The organism is Flammeovirgaceae bacterium SG7u.111 (assembly GCA_034044135.1).
Taxonomy (GTDB): Bacteria; Bacteroidota; Bacteroidia; order Cytophagales; family Flammeovirgaceae.
Map to the genome: position 1 here is coordinate 3,994,914 of CP139021.1, position 22,741 is coordinate 4,017,654.

The window sequence follows — 22,741 nt, forward strand, 5'->3', positions numbered from 1 at the left end:
ACGTTACCCACCGTGGCGTCTTTTTTTGTCTATTTTGCAACTTCCTTTTCATAAAAGTTTATAAACTGGATTTCCTTTCTAGGTAAACACATCGATTCAACATGATTTTACCCGGTACTTGGGGAGACCTAAGTTTATAGGTGATTGTCTAAGGTTTAAAAGAAGCTGGAGGCTAGAAATTAGAAAAATCATCTCTTGGAGTTTAACTTTTTTTCCCAACCTCTTCATTATCCATCTTAAATTACTTTCCTTTAAGCATCAAGTAGGTTCATAGAGAGTTTCTATATCACTAACAAAACCACAAATTGAATGGCGAATATCCCAGCAATAGTTAGAAGCTTTGGCTCAACGTACTTATTAATCTTCTTGCTCTCAACCTTTGGGTTTGCCCAAAATATCTATATAGAAAAGAAATTTCAATTCTTGTCTTTTGAGAAAATACCAACTTGGGTTGGTGTAGCTGCTAACTGGGAAAAAGCCTCACCAAGCATTCACTTGTACGATGGCTCACGCTATAAAGGGCACGCAGAATATATCTCCAAAGGGCTACAAACAGGAATTTCCTTTCAGCAATTCAAAGACCAAGTAAGAAACCCTCAAACTCGGAAATACATGCCCTTTTTCCTCTTTGATCTCAGAGGAATGAACATCCAGCTTGGGGGAACGAACTACAACTGGGCACTCCGAATGGAAGATTACAGGTATCTTGACAACCCACAGCAAATGCAGGAAACTTGCCTGAGGTTGCTCAATACGGTCGCCCAATACATCAACCAACAAGCCGGGGGGCGTTCAAAGGGTATTCTCATTTTGCCTACCTACGAAAAGGCAACGCCAAACACTTCCATTGCCCCCGCTATTAATCAGCGTGGATACCCGAATTTGACCCTTGGGCAACTAGCGAGCAAAGCTGGTGGTAAAAAAATTGAGGTGCTCAATGCGGGAACGGCATTTGGATACCTCCGATATGTTTCTAAAAACAACACTGAGTTCCAGCCCTCTCCTCAAGATATTTTGATTTATGAAGAGCTTCCACAGCGTGTGCCACCCGTTGGGGGAATCATCACGTTACAACCACAAACTCCTCTTTCGCACATAAATTTACTCGCCAAAAACAGAGGTACTATCAACCTGTACGTTACGGACTTGAAATCACTTTTGCATGCCGACGAGCTTATCAATAAACTAGTGAAGATTGGATGTTCGGAGCGTAAGGTTTTCATTTCGGAAGCTAGCATGGAAGAGGCGAAGGCGTTTTGGGCAAAACGAGTAGTCAAAGTTGCCATTCCGCAACCCAAGCTGTCGGTGAGTTCTATTGTTGATTTGAACATGACCAATACTCAGCAGGGAATTCCTTTTGTAGGTGCGAAGGCAGCAAATTATGCCCTCATCCGCCAATCGCTCCCGGCATATGTTCGCCAAGGATACGCAATTCCGTTTACCCATTATTTTACCACTATCAAAAACTGCGGCGCAGATAAACTTATCCAAGCCCTAGCTAGCCAAAAACTTCAACGGAATGATAGAAATGCCTTTTTGAAAAAGATACGAGAAACCATTCTTGCTGCCTCCATCGATAAATCATTGCTATTGGAGGTAAATACCCTGATCTCGCAAAAGTTCAACAACGCTAAAATCAGGCTGAGAAGCTCGACCAATTGCGAAGACTTACCAGAGTTCAACGGTGCGGGACTTTACGAATCCAAAGGCTTTAAGAAAGCAGATGGGGATGAGGTATTGGAACGAAAAATCCTTCAAGTGTATGCCTCTTTGTGGAGTCCATTAGCTTATGAGGAAAGAGAATACTACTTTATTGACCACGCAAAAGTGGGGATGGCGATCTTGATTAACCAAGCATTTCCCGATGAATATGCCAATGGCGTTGCGCTTTCGATGGTAGAAAAGGAAAACATTTCTATCTATATAAATTCACAGTTTGGAGAAAATGCAGTAACCAATCCTGAGAATGGGCAAATTCCCGAATCTATTATTTTCCCAAATGGGTTGAAGGACAATTATAACGTCAGGACTCGTTCCAATATCCACGATGTCTTTGCACAACCTTTCTTAAAACATCACCTTTCTGTACTTAAAAAAGCTGCGTTGGAAATCCATTACCTCCTCACCCAAAGAGCTGAGAAAAGGGAAGACACTTCCTTTGGTATTGACATTGAGTTCAAGCTGATGGAAGAGGCAGGACAGCATAAACTTTATATAAAACAGGCACGATTGCTACAAGTCATATTACCAAGCCATTAAAAGATATTTTTACATTTTTTTTTCGATTACAAAACCACTACTCATGCTTAAAAAACACCTCCTATTTTTCGTAGCTATTCCCTTGTTGCTTTGGCAATGTGCTGAAAAGAAAGATGATACAATTAGCAAAGGAGAGTTAGCCTTGTTATCTTCCCTTGAAGAACTAGCAGGCTGGGACTGGAACCTGACTCCAGAAATAGATCCTGATAGCTTGGTTGAGGTAGCTAGCGAACAACTAACCAAGGTGTTGGCAACAAAAGTGTACGATGAAAATGATTCGATAGAAAACCTAAAAATCACGATCTCGCCTGACGGATTGGTAAGAGTGTTTACTTTCTCCTATTATTCTGGGGGGACACGGGGCGAAATCAATAATTCTGTAATTCAGTTTCAGCTTTCCAAGGGCAAATACCTTGTTGCTCCATCGGGTATTGAGGCTTCATTTCATCAAATACACAAGCTCCCTTCAGCCAATAAAACATTATATTTACTTATTGGAGAAGAGACTGGGGAAAGCAGGCTGTTAATTGGAGTTGCCAAAACCATTGAAATCACTCCTGATAATATCCATCTTGAGTATCCAGGCTTTGCAGGTAAGTACCCCACGCTAATGTATTTTGACTACCTTAACCCTGAAGCAGATTGCTTTGCCTGTATTGACTACAACCCTGATTCACATCAATTGGAGCTTGGTGTAATGGATGAAAATGATCATCTGAGAGGATGGGTAGGGAGAAAATTAATAGAAGAAGACAAAATAGCCTTTAGTCATTTAGTTTTTAAGGACGATCAATTTATTACCGAAAAGAAGAAATAAACAAACCTGTATTTGTAGAATATCAAAGCAAGAGCACGAAGTTATAAACTAATCAGGAGATCATTTCTTTTAAACTTAATTAGCAAAGCAATTAAATAGTAAAAACAACCATAACATATATTAGCAAATATAAATACCTGAAGAGTGATTGAAATCATATTTCGCCTTCACAAACAAAAAACATATGTTCTTATGACTGTATAACAGTTGTTTTAAGAGAATATCCAAATGAACAAAACTACTCCCAACCCTTCTATTTAGGTTCTATAATTAGAATTTAACTAAAAAAACTGTCCGAAATAAAGAATTCCAAGCCACCTATTCGTGAAAGAAACTGGGGATACTCCCAAAAATCGGGTATGCAAATACATATCATATAGTTAATATGATTAACTTCATAGTACAAGCAAGTTTCCCGCTCTATAATTGTAATGTTGGTGAACAGAAAGACTCATTCAAATACAATTAATAGGGTCAAATCTAAACAGCCAGCCCCAGTTCAATTTATCATACTCCAAACCAATCGTGAAACTAAAGTTAAACTATTACTATGGTTGCTGAATTAAAATTTAAAGAAGGAATATGGGCAACTTCTATTGAGCCCAAAGATTTTGTTTCCCTAAACATCACTCCTTATTACGGAGACCACCATTTTCTTTGCGGCCCTACCGACGCCACAAAAGCTTTGTGGGAAACTTGTAAGCAAGAACTCAAAAAAGAGCGTAGCAAAAAAGGCTTACACTCTGTAGACACCAGTACCATTTCTGCATCCAATGCATTTGCCGCTGGATATATCGACCAAGAAAAAGAAACAATTGTTGGCTTGCAAACAGATGCGTTGCTGAAGCGTGCCATGAAGCCTTTTGGAGGCTACAAGGTAGTGGAAAAAGCATTGTCTGAGCACGGCCTCAAACCTGCCGATAAAGTTGTAGAGGTTTTTAAATATGCTAAAACGCACAACGATGGCGTTTTTGATGCCTATACCGATGAAATAAGGAAATACCGTTCTCTTGGCTTTTTAACAGGCCTACCTGATAATTATGCACGTGGCCGTATTATTGGTGATTACCGTCGCTTAGCTCTATACGGCATCAACCGCTTGATTGAAGGAAAGAAAGAAGACCTTGCCAACATAAAAGGACCTATGACCGAAAGTGTGATCCGTTTGCGAGAAGAAGTTTCGGAGCAAATCAGAGCACTTGGCCAAATGATAGAAATGGGCAAAACCTATGGGCTAGACCTTTCCCGCCCTGCACAAAATGCCCAAGAGGCTATCCAATGGACATACATGGGCTATTTGGCTGCCGTGAAAGAGCAAGACGGTGCTGCCATGTCACTAGGAAGTGTTTCTTCATTTTTTGATGTTTACATCCAACATGACCTTGAAAACGGCATAATCACCGAAGAACAAGCGCAGGAGTATATCGACCATTTTGTAATGAAACTCCGCATGGTTCGCCATTTGCGCATGGAAGCTTACGATCAAATATTTGCCGGTGACCCAACTTGGGTTACAGAATCGCTTGGCGGCCAATTGATTGATGGGCGTACCAAAGTAACCAAAACGGCTTTCCGTTTCTTGAACACGCTTTACAACCTCGGTCCATCTCCTGAGCCAAACATTACCGTTCTTTGGTCACAAGATTTACCCGAAGGGTTCAAAAATTACTGTGCGAAGGTCTCTATCGAAACATCGTCTATTCAATACGAAAACGACGACCTGATGCGTAACAACCGCAACAGCGACGATTATGGTATCGCATGTTGTGTTTCCTTCCAAGAACTTGGCAAGCATATCCAATTCTTTGGTGCACGTACCAACCTTGCCAAAACGTTACTGTTGGCGATAAACAAAGGAAGGTGTGAAAATACAGGAACTGAAATTGTAGCAAGTATCCCTACGCTGAAAGATGGCTACCTTGATTACGATGAGGTAATGAAAAACTTTAGACATGCAATGAAGGACGTTGCTCGTGTTTACAACGAGGCGATGAACATTATCCATTACATGCATGATAAGTACTATTATGAGAAAGCGCAAATGGCGCTGATTGATACCAATCCTCGTATCAACATTGCTTATGGAATCGCAGGCCTTTCTATTGTTGCCGACTCACTATCGGCTATCAAACATGCGAAAGTGAAGCCGATAAGAAACGAAGATGGATTAACCGTTGATTTTGCCATAGAAGGTGAATTCCCGAAATATGGAAACGACGACGACCGAGTGGATTATATTGCCCGTGATATTGTAGCAGCCTTCAATGCTGAGCTGGCAAAATTACCAGTGTACAAAGGCGCTTCTCCTACTCTTTCGGTACTTACCATCACTTCAAACGTGACGTATGGTATGAAAACTGGGGCTACGCCAGACGGCAGGGCGAAAGGTGTTCCATTTGCACCGGGAGCTAACCCAATGCACGGACGAGACACTCACGGATTGATTGCATCGTTGAACTCGGTTTCTAAAATCGATTACAAAGATTCACAAGATGGAATCTCGAACACTCTGTCTGTTGTGCCTAAATCTCTTGGAGGAAGCGCTGAGGAAAGGATTGGCAATCTTGTATCTACGCTCGACGGATATTTCGGCCGCAATGCTCAGCACTTGAACGTGAACGTACTTGATCGTAAGTTGCTGGAAGATGCAATGGAACATCCAGAAGAGTATCCGCAACTCACCATTCGGGTTTCTGGATATGCGGTAAACTTTGTACGCCTAACCCGCGAGCAACAGCAGGAAGTACTCACCCGTTCGTTCCACGATTCACTTTAAGGCAACCTGCCTTCCTATGATAAAAAGCATGCTGTTCGATGAAAGTTGAACAGCATGTCTTATGTTTTTTTACTTTTGTTTGATGAACAAAAAGCTAAAAGTACATTCTATCGAATCTTTCGGGACTCATGACGGACCAGGCGTACGCATGGTAGTTTTTTTACAGGGCTGTAACATCAAGTGCCTATACTGCCAAAATGCTGATACCATACCGGGTAAAGGAGGGACAGAATACGATATAGATGATTTGGTAAAAAGAGCCGAGGGCATGAAAGGATATTTCGGCAAAAAAGGCGGAGTTACGGTTTCAGGAGGTGAGCCTCTGCTTCAGGCTGATGCATTAATCCCGTTCTTTCAAAAACTTAGCGAAAAAGGAATACATACAAACATCGATACCAACGGTACTATAGTCAACCCAGATTCGGAGAAGATCATCACCGAAATGGCTGACCTAGTCATGTTCGATATCAAACACGCTACGCCCGAAGGGTTCAAAACACTGGTTGGCAGAAACTTGTATAAGAAGTCCGAAAAACTGATTGAACTGAGGGAGAAAAGTCAAAAGCCTATTTGGTTTCGGTATGTATTAGTCCCAGGCTATACCGATAGCCACGAATACCTGCACATGATTGGCAAAAAATACAAAGACTACAAACAAATAGAACGCTTTCAGCTTCTGCCCTACCACAAGCTTGGCATCTACAAATGGGAAGCCTTGGGAGAGAAATATGAACTGAACGACACACCTGAAAATACGGAAGAACAGATTAAAGAAGCAGAAGGTATTTTAAAGAATTACTTTGAGAATGTAATCTAAAATGAGATAGGAAGTAACCAAATCGTATTCTTTCAAAAACACAACCAACTTTTTAAACTACTAAGAAGAATGAGCTTATACTCACCCAAAGAAATAATTCACGAAGCTAGCAAACTAGCTATTGACAAAGCAGGGTATTCGACCAGAAAAATTTTGGCACTTAGTTTTTTGGCAGGTGCTTACATCGCTTTTGGAGGGTTATTATCCATTTTGGTTGGCGGAGGAACTCCCGGAATTGCCGCAGAGAACCCAGGCATAGCCAAGTTTTTGTTCGGAGCAGCTTTCCCCGTAGGCCTTATGATGGTGGTAATGGCAGGCGCCGAGCTTTTTACGGGAAACAATGCCTATTTTATACCTAACGTATTAAATGGAAAACAAAAATGGTCAGCTCCCCTGCGAAACTGGAGCTTGGTATATCTTGGCAATTTTATAGGGTCGGTTTTCGTAGCGTACTTTCTCACACACCTAACCGACGTAGTAAGCCAAGAGCCATGGTCAAACACCGTACAAGCTATAGCCGAGGCAAAAACAAGCAACCCGTTCTACAAAACCTTCCTCAAAGGAATTGGGGCAAACTGGTTGGTATGCCTTGCCTTGTGGATGGGCATGTCAGCACAACATACCAGTGGAAAGATCATGGGACTTTGGTGGCCTGTCATGACCTTCGTGGCCATGGGTTTTGAACACTCCATAGCCAACATGTTCTTTATCCCGCTAGCCATGTTTGAAGGAGCAGATATCACTTGGACTACATTTGTAATCAAAAACCTAATTCCTGCAACTTTAGGAAATATAGTAGGCGGAGCTTTCTTTGTCGGCACACTCTATTGGTTTGCCTTTGGGGAGAAGAAGTAGGATTTTCCCCAATAAGTAAAGAAACTAAACATAAAAAGGATTCACGCCTCCTATTTCCTATTGGTAATTACCAAGACAAGATATTACTGACGTTACGCTCTCCTTCATGGTCAAACTTTTTGTTGTCACTTGGGCAGTTCACAACGCCCTCATTTTTACCCCAAAGGGTGGATGATCTTCCCTCATCAAGGTTGATTGCTTCTTCAAAACCCATTTTATACACAAAATCGCTCAAGTCATTGATGCTCATTCTCGTAGCATCAGCTGGATTACGACCATCTACTACTATAAATGAAATGCTGTCACTTTTGACAGCTACCAACGAGCGTAGATGGGTTGCGGTGAAAAACCTTCTTTCCCCCTACTTTAGTTAAATGCATAGCAAAACATGACTGCTGCCTTCCTATTTTGGAAAGGCAACTGTATTTTACGTACAAATTGACGATCGATCAAATTATTGAACACAACAACCATAGATGAAACAATGAAGAACATTTTCTTTTTAGGCTTAGTAATACTCTTACTAAACTCCTGCAAACAACAAGAATCACAAAATACCCAAGCACAAGAAACTGATACGTTTGATTACACACAGTACGTAAACCCACTAATAGGCACCAGTAAAATGGGGCACGTATTCCCCGGAGCAAGCGCTCCTTTTGGTATGGTGCAACTCAGCCCGCAGTCCAACTTTGAAGTGATGCATCAAGAAGATGGCAGTTACAACAAGAATACTTACGAATACTGCGCTGGCTATCAATACCGAGACACTACCATCATCGGCTTTTCCCACACCAACTTTAGTGGAACGGGGCACTCTGACCTAGGAGACTTTTTAGTAATGCCAACCACAGGCGACTTGGTGCTCGACCCGCTGGAAACAGAAGAAGGGGGAAAAGGCTTTTACTCGACCTTTTCCCACGAACAAGAAGCCGCATCTCCCGGCTATTACCAAGTAGCTTTGAAGAGTTACGGGATTAATGCGGAACTGACGGCAAGCGAGCGTGTGGGCTTTCACAAATACACTTTCCCAAAGTCTGAGGAGGCACATATTCTTTTGGACTTGGTCTATAATGTGTACCAACACGACAACAAGAACGTCTGGGCGTTTATTCGAGTGGAAAATGACTCTTTGGTCACAGGATACCGCCAAACCAAAGGCTGGGCACGCACCAAACTGGTGTATTTTGCCATGCAGTTTTCCAAGCCTTTCAAAAGCTACGGGCACAAGAAATACGACCAAGTCAAATACAACGGCTTTTACGGCCGCTTCAACGAATTTGAGAACTTTCCAGAGATGGCGGGGAAAAATATAAGAGCTTTTTTCAATTTCGATACGGAAGAAGGCGAAGCTATCGAGGTGAAATTTGCCCTATCGCCCGTGAGTGCCAAGGGAGCAATGAAAAACCTCGCTGCAGAAGTTCCGCATTGGGATTTTGACAAAACCCGTGAAGAAACGAGGGCAAAGTGGAACAAGGAACTCGCCAACATACAGGTAGAAACGATCACGGAAAAGGACAAAACGGTGTTCTATACCGCCATGTACCACGCTTCTTTGTCGCCAATTATCTACGAAGACGTGGATGGTCAATACAGAGGACTAGACCAAAACATCCATCAATCGGAAGGATTTACCAACTACACCATCTTTTCGCTGTGGGACACCTACCGTGCCTTGCACCCCTTGTTCAATATCACGCAGCCCGAGCGCAACAATGACATGATCAAAAGCATGCTCGTCCACCAAAGCCAAAGCGTCCATCATATGTTACCCATTTGGAGTCACTATGCCAATGAGAACTGGTGCATGATCGGCTACCATGCCACCTCGGTCATTGCCGATGCGATGGCAAAAGGCATAGGTGATTTCGACAAAAAAGAGGCGTTGGCAGCTTCGGTTGCTACGGCTAATGTCCGCTATTACGAAGGCATAGGCGAGTACATCGACCATCAGTTTGTGCCCGATGACAAAAGCCACTCTTCGGTTTCAAAGACCTTGGAATATGCTTATAACGACTGGTGCATAGCCCAAATGGCGATGCAAGTGGGGGACAAAGCTGCCGAAGAAACCTTTATGAAACGCTCCCAGTATTTCAATAATGTGTATGATCCGAGCATTGGGTACATGCGCCCCAAGCTTTCCGATGGTTCTTTCAGAAAAGAATTTGACCCGATGGATACGCATGGGCAAGGCTTCATAGAAGGAAATGCATGGAACTACGGTTTGTATGTCCCCCAAGACATTGACAAAATGGTGAGCATGATGGGTGGAAAAGAGCAATTCACCGCACACCTTGATTCCTTGTTCACCATGGAAATTGAGGACAAGTACATTGAGAAAAACGAGGACATCACCCGCGACGGAATCATAGGAAACTACGTGCATGGAAACGAGCCTGGCCACCATATCCCCTACCTCTACAACTGGACAGGGCATCCGAAAAAAACGCAAGAGCGTGTGCGGATGATTATGAGAAAGATGTATGGATCCACCATCAACGGCTTATGTGGAAATGATGATGCGGGGCAAATGAGCGCTTGGTATATCTTCAGTGCACTGGGCTTCTACCCAGTTACTCCTGGTTCCCCTTATTATGCATTGGGCAGCCCATTGTTGAAAGAAGCGACTATCCAATTGACAAATGGCAAGACCTTGACCATCAAAGCTACCAACCAAAGCGAAGAGAATGTCTATGTAAAAAGCGTGACAGTCAACGGAAAGAAGCTGGAAGGAACGATGCTCTCCCACCAAGACTTAATGAGCGGAGGGGAGATCATATTTGAGATGAGTGGGGAATAAACTTTAACTTGTTGCCTCCACCAGCGACGATGTCATTGCAAATGACATCGTCGCCTTGGCATGCCCCATTTAGGTGTAGTCAAAACTACGCCTTCATATCTTAAAACAGCAACCTCTGGTATCTAATCCCCCACATGGGGAATATATTCGGGCACTTAAGCGTTACGAACCTTCGCTTTGGGAGTCTATTCCGTCACATGTGGCATCCATTTCATCATGTTGGATACGTAATCTACCACTTCTGGAGCTTAATCAGCCACTTATGGGAGGCAATCGGCCGCCTCGGGAGGGCATTTGCCCTGTTTAGGTGTTTATTTGACTGGTTTAGGCACAACCATCGCCATGTTTGGCAAAATAATCCCCTACCCTTTTGTGAATTTACTCAATAAAGTTCGGAATACGAAAAGCAAAAATCTTACATTATGTTAAATAGAAGGCTATTTTTGGGCTTTTTACGGTTCCCTTGTAAGTATTTGGACCCACTTGAGGGAATTGGGTTCTTTCCCCTCCAATAAGGACAAACTCTTAACATACATTACTTTCACTATCCTAAGAATAAGTAGTATATTTTGTACTTCAAACAAACAACTTACAGACTAAATACCCCTATTTTCTGCTTTTCATTCAATTTCTTTTGATAAACCACTTATTATAAGATACTTACTGAGATTATAAAAAAGTAACGATTCTAATCTGAGTTGTTACATAAGTGAGATTTGGGGATATTTTACACTGCATACAAGGAGGGGCTTTGCGTTATAAAGGCAAAAATTTTTACCTTTAATTTATATGTTATGAAAGAATATTTTGACAAAAAGAAAGTCAATAGTATCGGAACATACATTGACCAGGTGCTTGGCACCCCAAGTGAGCTAGCCTTGGCAACTTCGGCGGGCTATCCTAAAAAAGAATTTGACAATGCAGCGAAGCTCTACAAAGAGATTATGGAACTTAGGCAAGTCAGCAAGGTAGCCCTTGGCAGGCGCTTTAGCGCCACCGATGCCTTTAACTATTCGGTAGAGCAACTGAAGGAGCATTATGGCCCTGTAAAGGAAATCGCCTATATCTTGTTTGAAGATGACAGGGAAGCCTACTACAACCTAGACCTCAGCGGACCAAGGGACGACTCTTTTGACGGGATGAAAACCCAAGTGCGCATTCTCTACGAAGGAATTTTGGGCAATGCCAACTACCTCGCCGACTTGAATAAGAAAGGTATCAGCCAAGAGCACTTGCAAGCGGGGCTAAAGCTCCATGCCGATATGCTCGAACTCAAGCGCATCCAGCTCTTCGTCGAACACGAGAGAAAGGAAGCAGTGCAGACACTCCTAGTAAAGGTGAACGAATTAGAGAAATGGCACTCCAAAGCCAAGCGGATCATCCGCGCCTACAGCAAGGTAAAACCTATCTAGGGATAAATCTCCGTATTGACTTATTTCCAAAAGGGCTGCTCTGGCAGTCCTTTTTTTGTTTGTTCTTCTCCCGAGGTTTGTGGTGCACCTTGGGTATATCACACCTTTTTAGAAAAACCTCGGAAAAGTTTCAGTTTTGTAGTTATGGGTATAAAAAAATAATCAACGCCGTAGGTGTTGCAGAAACAAACATTTTACTCAAATTATGCATTAAAGTTTAGTTTAGGCTAAAGCCAATATCTTTTTTCCTTTCAAACGGGGCTTAAAAACCCCGTCTATTGATTTTTTTTCAGAAACATCCTTACCGCAAACCGTGATATAGTCTATTGTATACAGGCTTTTCCATCTACCCCAAATCCGTCGTTCCCATGAAAGTGGGAATCTCTCTCCGACTATTCTGCAAAGCCCCAAGGTGCTCGATCCGAAATGCTTGCTGGTGCATCGGAGGGAGATCCCGGGTCTATGCCCGGGATGACTCAACTACTGCTGACTCCAGTGGTACTACCTTCATTTGAACGCCCCAACGTATTCGAGATACCTCCACAAACCAGTGTCATTCCCGGTCCGATCGGGAATCTCCCTCCTATCATTCCACAAACCAACCCATTACAAAAAAGCAAAGCTCCACAATGCCTGTTGATGCGTGGGTAGGAGATCCTGCGTCGAAGCGCAGGATGACGGAAAGTAAGAGTCATTCCGGCCCTGAGCCGGAATCTCCCTCTTACTATTCAACAGGCCTACCCATTTCAAAAGAGCAAAGCTCTACAATGCCACCCAAAATACCAGCTCTTTGCACAATAGGTCGGAGATCCCGCATCTGCGTGCGGGAAGACGAAGTGGGTGAGATGGGTGTTTTTCTTTTTTTATTCCTTCAAACTTGCCCAAATCCATCGTCCCCCCCGCCTGAAAACACAAAGCGGTTGCCACAAACATGGCAACCGCTTTTTAATGAATTGAGTGATAGCATATTTCTATTTCCCATCTACCAATTTCATCACATACGAATAGGTGTATTTCTTGTCTTCTAATCGGTATTGGCGGTGTGGGTACATGCCCCAACTATTGTCGCCACCAAGCCCTCTTTGCATCAGATCAACATGTACCGAAACAAAGTTCCTTGGTTTCACATCGGTTGGGTGCTGTTGCTTTTTGGTCAAGCCCGGGTCGAAGTCTTCTGCGAGATAGTTCAAGGTGCTGAAGCTGATCGGCTGCACACCTGTGATCTGCAAGCCTGCTCCTTGCCCGTTGGTGAGCGTGAACCAACGCGTATCGGTTTTGTAGCCGTTTTCCTGTGGGCGCATGTAGCTCTCGGTAAACTGCTCCGCTACGGTGCTTTCATACAACCCTACAAATGCCGAATGCTTTCTGTCTTGGTAGTTTTCCCAAGGGCCTCTGCCGTAATAGGCCAATTGATCGTAGTTGCCAGGCATGAGCAAACGCATCCCAAAGCGAGGCAGTTCGGGCAAGTCTCTACCGGTCATATCCAAGGTAGCGGTCACTTTGATCGATCCATCGTTTTGGATAAAATAGGTGATGGTGTACGGAGTGGCGATGTTTGCCAATTCAAAATTAGCTGTAATGGCTACGCCCTCGGCAGACTTCTCTCCTACTTCCAAGCTTTTCAATTGCTTGTTGGAATGAGCCGCTCTCCAAATCCCCAACCGCTCAGGCATATGATTGCCAAAATCGTTGTCGGTTGGGGCACGCCAGAAGTAAGGCTCTGGGTATTGCATCATCATCCATTTTCCATTCAGTCGGTAATCCACCAATCTTCCTGATCTTTTATCGAACTTTCCTGTGATTCCGCCTGCCTTAAAGCTGATGTCGTTTTCCGAGTCTTCCACGGTCAATGCTCCTTCGGTCGCTTTCGCAGCAAAGTACTTGCTCTCTCCCAACTGGAATTCTTCCCTTGCTATTTCATGCCCTTTTGGAAGCATAGGAGCTTCATTTTTGGTATAGGCATACACGTGCAAGAAATATTCTTCTCCCTCTTTTGCTTCAATACTTGGCAAATCCAATGCAACTTCTTTGGTTGCATGCGGAGCAACTGCTACGGCAAAGTTTTTTGAGGTTTGCAACTCACCATTTTTGTACAACTCCCATTTGAAATCGTACTGATCGAGGTTGGTGAAGTCGAATAGGTTTTGAAGGGTGATCGTGCCTTTGCCCAAGTCTTTTTCTTTGAACAAAATATTTTGGTACACCTTTTTGACCTCGTACAAGCCTGGGTGCGCGCTACGGTCAGGGGCAACTACGCCATTTGCACAGAAGTTCTCATCGTTTTGCCACATAAAGCCATTCAAGTCGCCGCCGTATGCCCAGAAAGGCCTGCCGTCAGCCGTTTCCGTTTTTATGCCTTGGTCTACCCAGTCCCAGATGAACCCACCTTGCATATTCTTACTGCTCATAATGATGTCCCAATATTCTTGGAAGTTCCCGCTGCTATTGCCCATGGCATGCGAATATTCACACATGATAAAAGGACGGGTTTTACCACTTTCCGCATACTCTTTCATGTGGCGAATGCTTGGGTACATGGGGCAAACGATATCGGTATCGGTATCTTCACCAGCTTGCTCAAACTGCACAAATCGGCTGTCATCTTGTTCTTTCAACCATTTGTAGGCTTTGTGGAACACTGGACCGTTTCCACACTCATTCCCCATAGACCAGAGGATCACAGAAGCATGGTTTTTATTTGCTTCAAACATGCGGGCGATACGGTCGAGGTGAGCGCCTTCCCATTCGGGCAAGTAAGCAGGGTGAATGCTTTTGTCAAATCTTCCTTGAAGCTCCGCGCCCATCGCATGTGTTTCTATGTTCGCTTCGTCCACCAAGTACAAGCCGTATTTATCGCAGAGTTGGTACCACATTGGGTCATGTGGGTAGTGGCTCATTCGCACCGCATTTACATTGAACTTTTTCATCATCTCAATGTCTTTGAGCATCGTTTCTTTACTAGGCACGTGCCCAAGTACTTCGTGGTGCTCGTGCAAATTGACGCCTTTCACCAAAATAGGCATTCCGTTCACGTGCAGTTGCGAGTCTTTGATCTCTACTTTTCTAAAGCCAATTTTTTGATTGGTTACTGTGGTTGTGCCATTTTGCAAAGTCACTACACAATTGTACAAATACGGATCTTCCCCACTCCATTTATGCACGTTTTTGAGAGTTCCCGAGACTTTTACTTCGGTTTGGGTGCTGCCCACTTTTTTCTTTTGGGAAAAGACCTTTTTATTATCGGCATCAAAGATTTCAACCGTAAGGGTTTGGCTTGCATTTCCTGTTTTTGAGAAATTCTTCAGGTCAATTTGCATGTCCAACGTACCATTTCTGTACCTCGAAGCTAAGCCTGCTTTCACAAACATATCCCAAACCGTTTGCTTAGGGTAGGCTTGCAAGAACACATCCCTTTCCAGTCCGCTTAGTCTCCAAAAATCTTGGTCTTCGAGGTAGCTACCATCGTGCCAGCGGATGACTTGCACGGCAAGGACATTTTCTCCCTCTTTCAAATACTCTGTGATATCAAATTCGGAAGGGGTTTTCGCCACTTTGGTCATCCCAGCTTTTTCCCCGTTCACGTACACCTCCGCATAGCCAGAGATAGATCCGAAATGAAGGATTACTTCCTTGTCGCCCCAGCCTTCGGGAACAGTGAAGGTTTTTCGGTACGTCCCAACAGGATTCTTCTCCCCTATGAAGGGAGGATTTTTGGGGAAAGGATAGGTTACATTGGTGTAGATCGGAATGCCAAACCCTTTCAATTCCCAGTTGGACGGAACGCTGATCTTATCCCATTTGGAATCGTCCAAGTTTGCTTTGTAAAAGTCGGTTGGGCGATCTGCCACCTTATCGGTATAAACGAATTTCCATTCCCCGTTTAAGGTGTGGAAAAAGGGCGATTTGCTGTAGTCGTTGGCAATAGCCGTTTCTTGGTTCGCATACAGCATAAAGCCCAAATGCGGCGATTCTTTCTGCTCATCTATCAACTTGGGGTTTTCCCAGTCATTTGCCGTTTGAGCCATTGACACATAGGAGTAAAAGGCTAGAATTAATGTAATTATAAAAGTTTTTTTCATTTTATTATTGAGTTGTCTAATAGTGTAAAAAGCTTGTAACTGCTATTTCAGGATTAAAAAAACGCTCTTTCTTCTTTCGAAAAGAAATCATAAAGATTTGAAAAACTGATATATAGATCATGTATCAAGCGTTTGCGGCGTATAAAAAAATAAAAAAGGCTGTTCCTCTATGAAGTGTTCCTTCTATAAGGACTATATTTTACAGAAACAGCACTATGAACCGGCTAAAAAATATTGACTTACAACACGCCTATACCTCTAAAGAGTAGAGGTTGCGCAAAAAGACCCCAAAAAACTATGGATTTAACACTATGGTCATAACAGAACGAGGAGGAAGTTCGATAGATGATGCATCAACTAAACCGACCTGTTCTAAGTCTTTGTCTTTGGAAGTGAGGTAGGCTTTTGAAGCTGCTACAGCTTGTTTATCTAACTCCAAATTGATGGAAAAAGCTTTACTGTCGGAGTTTACAAGTACTATTGTCAATTCGCCCGTATCCGGGCTTTTATATCCCGAGCACAAGAGGTTTTCATTAGGGTGACCACTACTCTGAGCAATATCTATTCGATTGAAACCTGGCCTAACAAACCTACTGAAATTCCCTAAAGCCCAGAGTATTTTACTTTCGTACACTTCCCCGTCCTCTTTTTGGTAATCCACATACACCAATCCATCTTTGTAGTTATAAGGTGATACAGCCAACCACCATTGCCAAGCCGTCGCATTTGCAACTACCAAATCATTGTGAATCACCTTCGCCACATACAAAGCCGGGTCAATACCCAAATCCCGACCGTTCCCATTGATTTCCCCATCATTTCCTCCAAGTATGCAGTATTCGGACATCCAAAACTTTAACTTTGGAACGCTACGCACAGAATTTGCTAAAGCTGCTCTTTTCTCTACAGACTTAGTATTGGGGGAAGTAGTAAAATAGCTATGTCCCGAAATTACATTCCCTACATGGGATAAATCGCCCACGTAGTTTTCAGACGATTCATCAAAAAAATCGGTAATCTGGTTCGATCTACCCGGTCGGTTACCTTGTTCGTAGAGGTAATCTATTTGTCCCGCTTCGGCAATGTCTATTTTGGCACTGATAGCCTTCTCTTCAAACTCTTTGTTCAGCACTTTTACAAAATCGGCAATCTCATTGTTCCAATATGGGCAACCCTCTTGATTACCTTTAGACCAATCCCACTGCGGTTCGTTTATTGGGCTGACATAATCCACTGTCAAGCCTTTGTTTTCCAAGCCTTGCACTACATTGGCCAGGTATTCGGCAAAATCCGGGTATTTATCTGCTGCTAGGTTCGACTTACCATCGGATGAGTAAGCTTTCCCATTCTTGGTAAAGTTCACGTGAGGGCTGTTGGGGAAAAGCAGTAATTTCCCTACCCCTCTTTCCTTTGCCGCATTGGCAAACCACACTTGCCCTTTTTGCCTGTCCCAATTATAGGTTCCGTCAAGCTCCAAAAAAGACTCTGCCCTTCTCCATTCATCGCCAATTCCACTTTCACTACCTTGCTCCGCACTTCCAGCTCCTATGTTGAACCTCCAAAGCGAAAGACCGATGCCCTTGGGCGAGCCTTCCCCATCAAGCTCTTTGCTAAAAAGCAGATCGGCAATTTTTTCTCTTTTTTGGTCTGGCCATTGCCCTACAAACTGGCAAGCCCAAGCATCCGAAGCCCCAAAGTTGTCAATCGTTTGGTAAGACTTATTGCTGTTGATTTGAAGGGTGATTTTAGGCTGTTCATTTCCCAAACCGCCTTCTTGGCTGCTATCCGATTTGGTATTACATGAAAAAATAAAATGTAAAAGAAACAGACCTACCGCCCTCTTCTTTAATAAACTAAAATATTGCATTATTTGATAGTTAAGGTATTTGCTTTAGACAAGATTGCTCTAAGTAACCATTAATATTGAAAATAAAAAATTAACATCATATGAAATATGCACTTCTCTCGGGAAGAAGTGCATATGTTTAACTAGGTAAAAACATGTTCTCGTAGAGCTTTGTCTATATGCAATAATCGTAAATCCTTCTATTCTATAAGGGGTGTAAATCGTCAGGAATAGGTGGGTAAAATGATAAAACAAGGATTTGTATATGTTCTGAGAATCGTCTTCTCTTTTTTTGTAAGAAAAACACTAGCCCAAGGAGCGATAAAATCAAGATATTTTCCCCTTTCATTATTTATCAATTAACTTTCTAACTCAAATCATTTTCCAAGCTTTTAGAGAATGTAGGCTGAAGGCTTTACACTTTTCACAACACACAATACCTCTAGTAAAATGAAAAGAAGAAATTTTGTAAAGAATGCTGCAACGGCAAGTATGATTGTAGGAAGTCTCACAAGCTCTACACTTGCCAATGCGACACCAAAAGCAACCCGAGAGCTCTACGAAATACGGGTTTACCAACTCAAAAACAGGGGTGGTCTCAACAAGTTTGGAGCATACCTGAAAGATGCCTTAATCCCTGCGATGAACCGAGCTGGAGTCAATAATATTGGCGTTTTCACCGAGCTGCACAGCCCCGAGCCTCCAAGAGTTTATGTTATCCTCCCCTATTCCTCCGAAGGCGAATTGGTAAAAGTCCCTAGCAAGCTGCAAAAAGATAGCGAGTTTGCCGAGGCAGCAAAAAAACATAACGAAACCCCTTCTGCCAATGCCGTTTATTCTCGAATGGAAAGCTCTCTATTGTATGCGTTTGAGGGAATGCCCCAAATGGAAAAGCCTACTGGGAAAGCGGGAATATTCGAACTTAGAGAGTACGAAAGCCATAATGCAGATGCTGGATTGCGGAAAATTGCCATGTTCAACAATGAAGAGATTGAGCTCTTTCGCAAAGTAAAATTGAACCCATTGTTTTTCGGACAGACGATTATTGGCAGCAAATTACCGAGCTTGACCTACATGCTTTGGTTCGAAGATATGGATGCGAGGGAAGCAAACTGGAAAAAGTTTTTAGAACACCCAGATTGGAATGAAATGAAGAATAAAAAAGAATATAAAGATAGTGTTTCTAAAGTGAACAAAATCTATCTAGAACCTGTTGAATATTCTCAAATTTAGGTCTGATATATATATTATGAGTAACCTCAACCTATTCAAAAGATAGGTTTTTGTAGCCAAATATGTCTTCAGAACCCCAAACTCACATGATTGAACCTTCATATGAGTTTGTTTGTTCGGATAATGAAATTATTTTTGCGGACGATTTCAGCACAAAAAATAGCATAACTAAAATCATACAATGGGACAGGAACGAACTAAATGTTTAATTATAGGCTCAGGACCAGCAGGTTACACAGCAGCAATCTACGCTTCTAGGGCAGGTTTGCAGCCGGTACTTTATCAAGGAGACCAACCTGGTGGCCAACTTACTATCACAAATGATGTGGAAAACTACCCTGGCTACCCCGAAGGCGTAGTAGGGCCACAAATGATGATGGATTTCCAAAAGCAAGCCGAACGCTTTGGCGCAGACATACGCCTTGGATTAATAACCAAGGTTGACTTCACTGGACCAGTCCACAAGGCTTTTACCGACAATGGAGAGGAAATTCACGCTGATACTATCATCATCTCAACTGGTGCTTCGGCAAAGTGGTTGGGTATTGAATCGGAGCAGCGCCTCAACGGAATGGGTGTTTCTGCCTGCGCAGTTTGCGATGGCTTTTTCTACAGAAATCAAGACGTAGCAGTAGTGGGTGGTGGCGATACCGCTTGTGAAGAAGCCAGCTACCTTGCCAAGATCTGTAATAAAGTTTACCTGATAGTAAGAAGAGACGAATTGAGAGCTTCTACCATCATGCAAAAAAGGGTGATGAACGACCCGAAGATCGAAATCCTATGGAACTCTTCTACCGATGAGGTTTTGGGCAAAGAAGGAGTTGATGGCGTAAGATTAATCAACAACATTACAAAAGAAACTTCTGAAATTAAAGTAACTGGATTCTTCGTTGCCATTGGTCACAAACCAAATACCGACATCTTCAAAGGTTGGTTGGAAATGGATGAAAATGGTTATTTGATAACTGAAAAAGGAAGTACCCTTACCAACGTGGAAGGTGTATTTGCTGCTGGTGATGCGCAAGACCATATTTACAGACAAGCTGTTACAGCAGCAGGAACTGGCTGCATGGCAGCGTTGGATGCAGAACGCTATCTTGCTGCTAAAGAGGTTACTGCATAAGAATTGAAGTTCGAAAAAAGGCTTTGGTGTGTGGGTCACATACTAAAGCCTTTTTCTTTCGTTAGACAGTGAGTTTAACATCAAAAAGAACAAAATTGCATTTTAATAGAAAATCAGCGTATTTTGCGTTAAGTAACACGCTTAATATTCATATTATTAACCTAAGTACTATCGTTTTGAATCGAATAAAACAACTGTTTTTGATAGCAGTACTTGTTTTTTCATTTGTATCTTCTTCTGAAGCACAGTTCTTTAAAAGGCTGAAAGCAAAGAAAAACAAGAAAAACATCGAGCAGGTAATAGAGCCTATTACCTACATCTCCGATTCTGGAGCCTATTGCTTGGATGAGCTTTTTACCGAAAAGCTTGAAGGATTAGTAGCTGACCAAGCCCAAATAGACTTCAACTTGTTGGCTAATACGCCAGCTCCTCCTCCCAAAAAAGTATGGAAAGACACATGCCTAGATGATTCTAAGGTAATGATCTACCGTAACAAAGGAGAAGATTCTACTTTTATAGATAGGAAATGGTTGGAAAACGCAGATTATTATGCGATTTGGGATAGTTGGAATTTGAACCCTTATGGCACTAAAATTGGTGACTTCAATGACTCAGTCCCCCTCAAACTCTATGATGAAAACAATTGGTCGGCACCACTCCACAACACCGAAGTGAACTCCAAATTTGGTATGAGGAGATGGAGATGGCATCACGGAACAGATTTGGGTTTGAACATTGGCGATTCGGTTTTTGCCGCTTTCGATGGAGTTATCAGAATTGCTAAATACAATTATGGCGGCTATGGCTATTACCTCATGGTAAGGCATGACAACGGTCTTGAAACGCTCTACGGCCACTTAAAGGAATACTTGGTACAAGTTGGAGATACGGTGAAGGCAGGTCAGCTCATAGGATGGGGCGGTAACACTGGCAGAAGCACAGGGCCTCACTTGCACTTTGAAGTTCGCTACAAAGGTTTTGCCTTCAACCCTACTTACCTATTTGATTTTGACAAAGATGCATTGGTAACAAGCAGTGACTTTGTTCTTACCAAAGATCATTACAAAAAACAAATAGAACAAAGCAAGGCACAATATCACCGCATTAGAAGTGGAGATTCCCTTTGGGTAATAAGCCGCAGGTACCACACCTCCATTTCCAAAATTTGCAGGTTGAATGGGATATCTAGAAATTCGACCTTGAGAATTGGGCGTAGTTTAAGAGTGAGATAGTTTCCCAACAAAAAAGAGGGGCTTACAAATTAAATTTGTAAGCCCCTCTTTTTTGTTGGGAACAAATCATTTCTTCTCAAGTATTTCATCTATCAAATTCCATGTGGAGAATTTCTTGTTTTTTATAGCATTGATGTGCTTGATTGATGAGACATTCGAAATAAAAACACTATCTGCATTCAATAGCTCTGCTCCTTTGGACTTGGTCTTGGTAACTAGCACGCCTTCTTTCCTGAGCTTCTTAATGATATTTTTCCGGGCAACACCTGCTATACAACCTGTAGATAGTTTTGGGGTAAAGACTTTATTCTTTTTCACCCAAAAAATATTGCTACTCGAACATTCAGAAATATTTCCTTTATGATCTAATAAGATTACTTCATCAAGTCCCCTGTGTTGTTTTTCAATTCCTGCCATCACATATGGGAGGGAGTTGCAGGTCTTGAACCGGGAATAGTTAGTAGGAAAAATGGTGACATTAGTAGAAAAATCTACATTTTTAAGATGTCTTTTGCTCTGTGGTTTTGCATACGTTTTATCGATGGAAATAAACAGGTTAAAATGGTAGTTGTCAGGAATGTAAAGCCCTCCATCTTTCCTCCAAACCTGAATTTTAATACGTCCGCCACCTTCTTGGACATGGTTACGCTTCACCAATTCCCAAATCTGGTGCTCGATAATGTCTTTCTTTATACCATCTACCCCTTCAAAACGAAGGGCCGTCATTCCTTTTTTCAGCCTTTTAATATGGTCAGACAAATAACAAATCGAATCATTTTTAAACATAATTGATTCGAAAAGCCCATCACCATATTTGAAAGCTCTGTTGACAAAAGGGATTTCTAGTTCGCGGTTGTCAATAAGTTTGTAATTGAAACTTACTACCATTTAAGGTTAAATTATACTGTGACTGTTAGAGCTTATTAAGAAGCTGCCCAAAGTAAAATTTTTCGGCTACGAATGACTGATTTTGCCCTAGGCGATCAATTCTCACCACGAAACCTCTTACTTTAGATAACTTCAATTGAACTTCATTCGCGAAAGCTCTCTTTTGTTATCTTTTTCTTTAATATCGTTACGTTTGTCATAGAGCTTCTTACCCTTTGCCAAGGCTATCTCAACTTTGGCAAGCCCCCTGTCATTGATAAAAAGTTTGGTGGGAATGATGGTCAGCCCCACATCTTGCATTTTCATCTGTAACTTTTTCAATTCTTTTTTCTTTAGCAAAAGCTTCCTATCTGATTTGGAAACATGGTTCATGAAACCTGCGCTCAAATAAGGGCTCACGTGCATAGAACGAATCCAAAGCTCATCGTCTATGAAAAAGCAGTAGGCTTCTTGCAAATTCACCTTGCTCATTCGTACAGACTTGATCTCTGTTCCCTTCAGCACAATCCCAGCTACATACTTATCGAGAAATATGTATTCATGAGATGCCTTTTTGTTTTTTATAACTACGGATTTTTTGAAATCCAATTTATTACCTGCCATT

General features: G+C 42.4%; 14 protein-coding genes and 1 pseudogene. 10 read left to right on the plus strand and 5 right to left on the minus strand.

The genetic code is table 11. From position 1 onward, the window contains the following. The first annotated feature begins 309 nt into the window (after positions 1-309). The 5 genes from R9C00_15620 (at position 310) to R9C00_15640 (ending at position 7,524) form a co-directional block, all read left to right on the plus strand. A complete protein-coding gene (locus R9C00_15620) occupies positions 310-2,259 on the plus strand; it encodes a PEP/pyruvate-binding domain-containing protein (protein ID WPO33131.1) in 1,950 nt (649 codons plus the stop codon). Positions 2,260-2,302: 43 nt separating this feature from the next. Beyond that, on the plus strand, positions 2,303-3,076 hold the full coding sequence (locus R9C00_15625; protein ID WPO33132.1) for a hypothetical protein: 774 nt from the start codon (positions 2,303-2,305) through the stop codon (positions 3,074-3,076). A gap of 550 nt (positions 3,077-3,626) precedes the next feature. Then, complete coding sequence (pflB, locus tag R9C00_15630; GenBank protein WPO33133.1) at positions 3,627-5,852, plus strand: formate C-acetyltransferase; 2,226 nt, start codon at positions 3,627-3,629, stop codon at positions 5,850-5,852. An 82-nt stretch (positions 5,853-5,934) separates the two neighbouring features. Then, positions 5,935-6,669, plus strand: a complete 735-nt coding sequence (gene pflA / locus R9C00_15635; GenBank protein ID WPO33134.1) for a pyruvate formate-lyase-activating protein — start codon at positions 5,935-5,937, stop codon at positions 6,667-6,669. Between the two features lie 69 nt (positions 6,670-6,738). Then, positions 6,739-7,524 (plus strand): formate/nitrite transporter family protein, encoded by a 786-nt coding sequence (locus R9C00_15640; protein WPO33135.1) that lies wholly within the window; start codon positions 6,739-6,741, stop codon positions 7,522-7,524. 67 nt (positions 7,525-7,591) lie between these two features. Here R9C00_15640 and R9C00_15645 read toward each other — a convergent pair. Next, a pseudogene (locus tag R9C00_15645) lies at positions 7,592-7,849 on the minus strand (phosphodiester glycosidase family protein). Positions 7,850-8,008: 159 nt separating this feature from the next. Between R9C00_15645 and R9C00_15650 the strand changes: the two are divergent. Together R9C00_15650 and R9C00_15655 are read left to right on the plus strand one after the other, a co-directional pair. Continuing rightward, complete coding sequence (locus R9C00_15650; protein WPO33136.1) at positions 8,009-10,324, plus strand: GH92 family glycosyl hydrolase; 2,316 nt, start codon at positions 8,009-8,011, stop codon at positions 10,322-10,324. Positions 10,325-11,118: 794 nt separating this feature from the next. Further along, positions 11,119-11,736, plus strand: a complete 618-nt coding sequence (locus tag R9C00_15655; GenBank protein ID WPO33137.1) for a hypothetical protein — start codon at positions 11,119-11,121, stop codon at positions 11,734-11,736. 971 nt (positions 11,737-12,707) lie between these two features. Here R9C00_15655 and R9C00_15660 read toward each other — a convergent pair. Next, the gene (locus R9C00_15660) at positions 12,708-15,815 is read right to left on the minus strand and encodes a glycoside hydrolase family 2 TIM barrel-domain containing protein (protein ID WPO33138.1); all 3,108 of its coding nucleotides are present in this window, start codon (positions 15,813-15,815) and stop codon (positions 12,708-12,710) included. A 295-nt stretch (positions 15,816-16,110) separates the two neighbouring features. Then, positions 16,111-17,682 (minus strand): glycoside hydrolase, encoded by a 1,572-nt coding sequence (locus R9C00_15665; GenBank protein ID WPO33139.1) that lies wholly within the window; start codon positions 17,680-17,682, stop codon positions 16,111-16,113. 429 nt (positions 17,683-18,111) lie between these two features. On the opposite strand from R9C00_15665, the gene R9C00_15670 reads away from it, so the two are divergent. From R9C00_15670 to R9C00_15680, 3 genes are all read left to right on the plus strand, one after another. Then, positions 18,112-18,894 carry an NIPSNAP family protein gene (locus R9C00_15670; protein WPO33140.1) on the plus strand — a complete coding sequence of 261 codons (783 nt, stop codon included), beginning with the start codon at positions 18,112-18,114 and terminating at the stop codon, positions 18,892-18,894. Positions 18,895-19,075: 181 nt separating this feature from the next. After that, on the plus strand, positions 19,076-20,017 hold the full coding sequence (trxB, locus tag R9C00_15675; protein ID WPO33141.1) for a thioredoxin-disulfide reductase: 942 nt from the start codon (positions 19,076-19,078) through the stop codon (positions 20,015-20,017). A 200-nt stretch (positions 20,018-20,217) separates the two neighbouring features. Further along, positions 20,218-21,249 (plus strand): M23 family metallopeptidase, encoded by a 1,032-nt coding sequence (locus R9C00_15680; protein ID WPO33142.1) that lies wholly within the window; start codon positions 20,218-20,220, stop codon positions 21,247-21,249. A gap of 66 nt (positions 21,250-21,315) precedes the next feature. On the opposite strand, the gene R9C00_15685 is transcribed toward R9C00_15680, so the two are convergent. Together R9C00_15685 and smpB are read right to left on the minus strand one after the other, a co-directional pair. After that, positions 21,316-22,137, minus strand: a complete 822-nt coding sequence (locus R9C00_15685; protein ID WPO33143.1) for an aminotransferase class IV — start codon at positions 22,135-22,137, stop codon at positions 21,316-21,318. A gap of 132 nt (positions 22,138-22,269) precedes the next feature. Continuing rightward, the gene (gene smpB, locus R9C00_15690) at positions 22,270-22,740 is read right to left on the minus strand and encodes an SsrA-binding protein SmpB (protein WPO33144.1); all 471 of its coding nucleotides are present in this window, start codon (positions 22,738-22,740) and stop codon (positions 22,270-22,272) included. Between the last annotated feature and the right edge of the window lies 1 nt (position 22,741).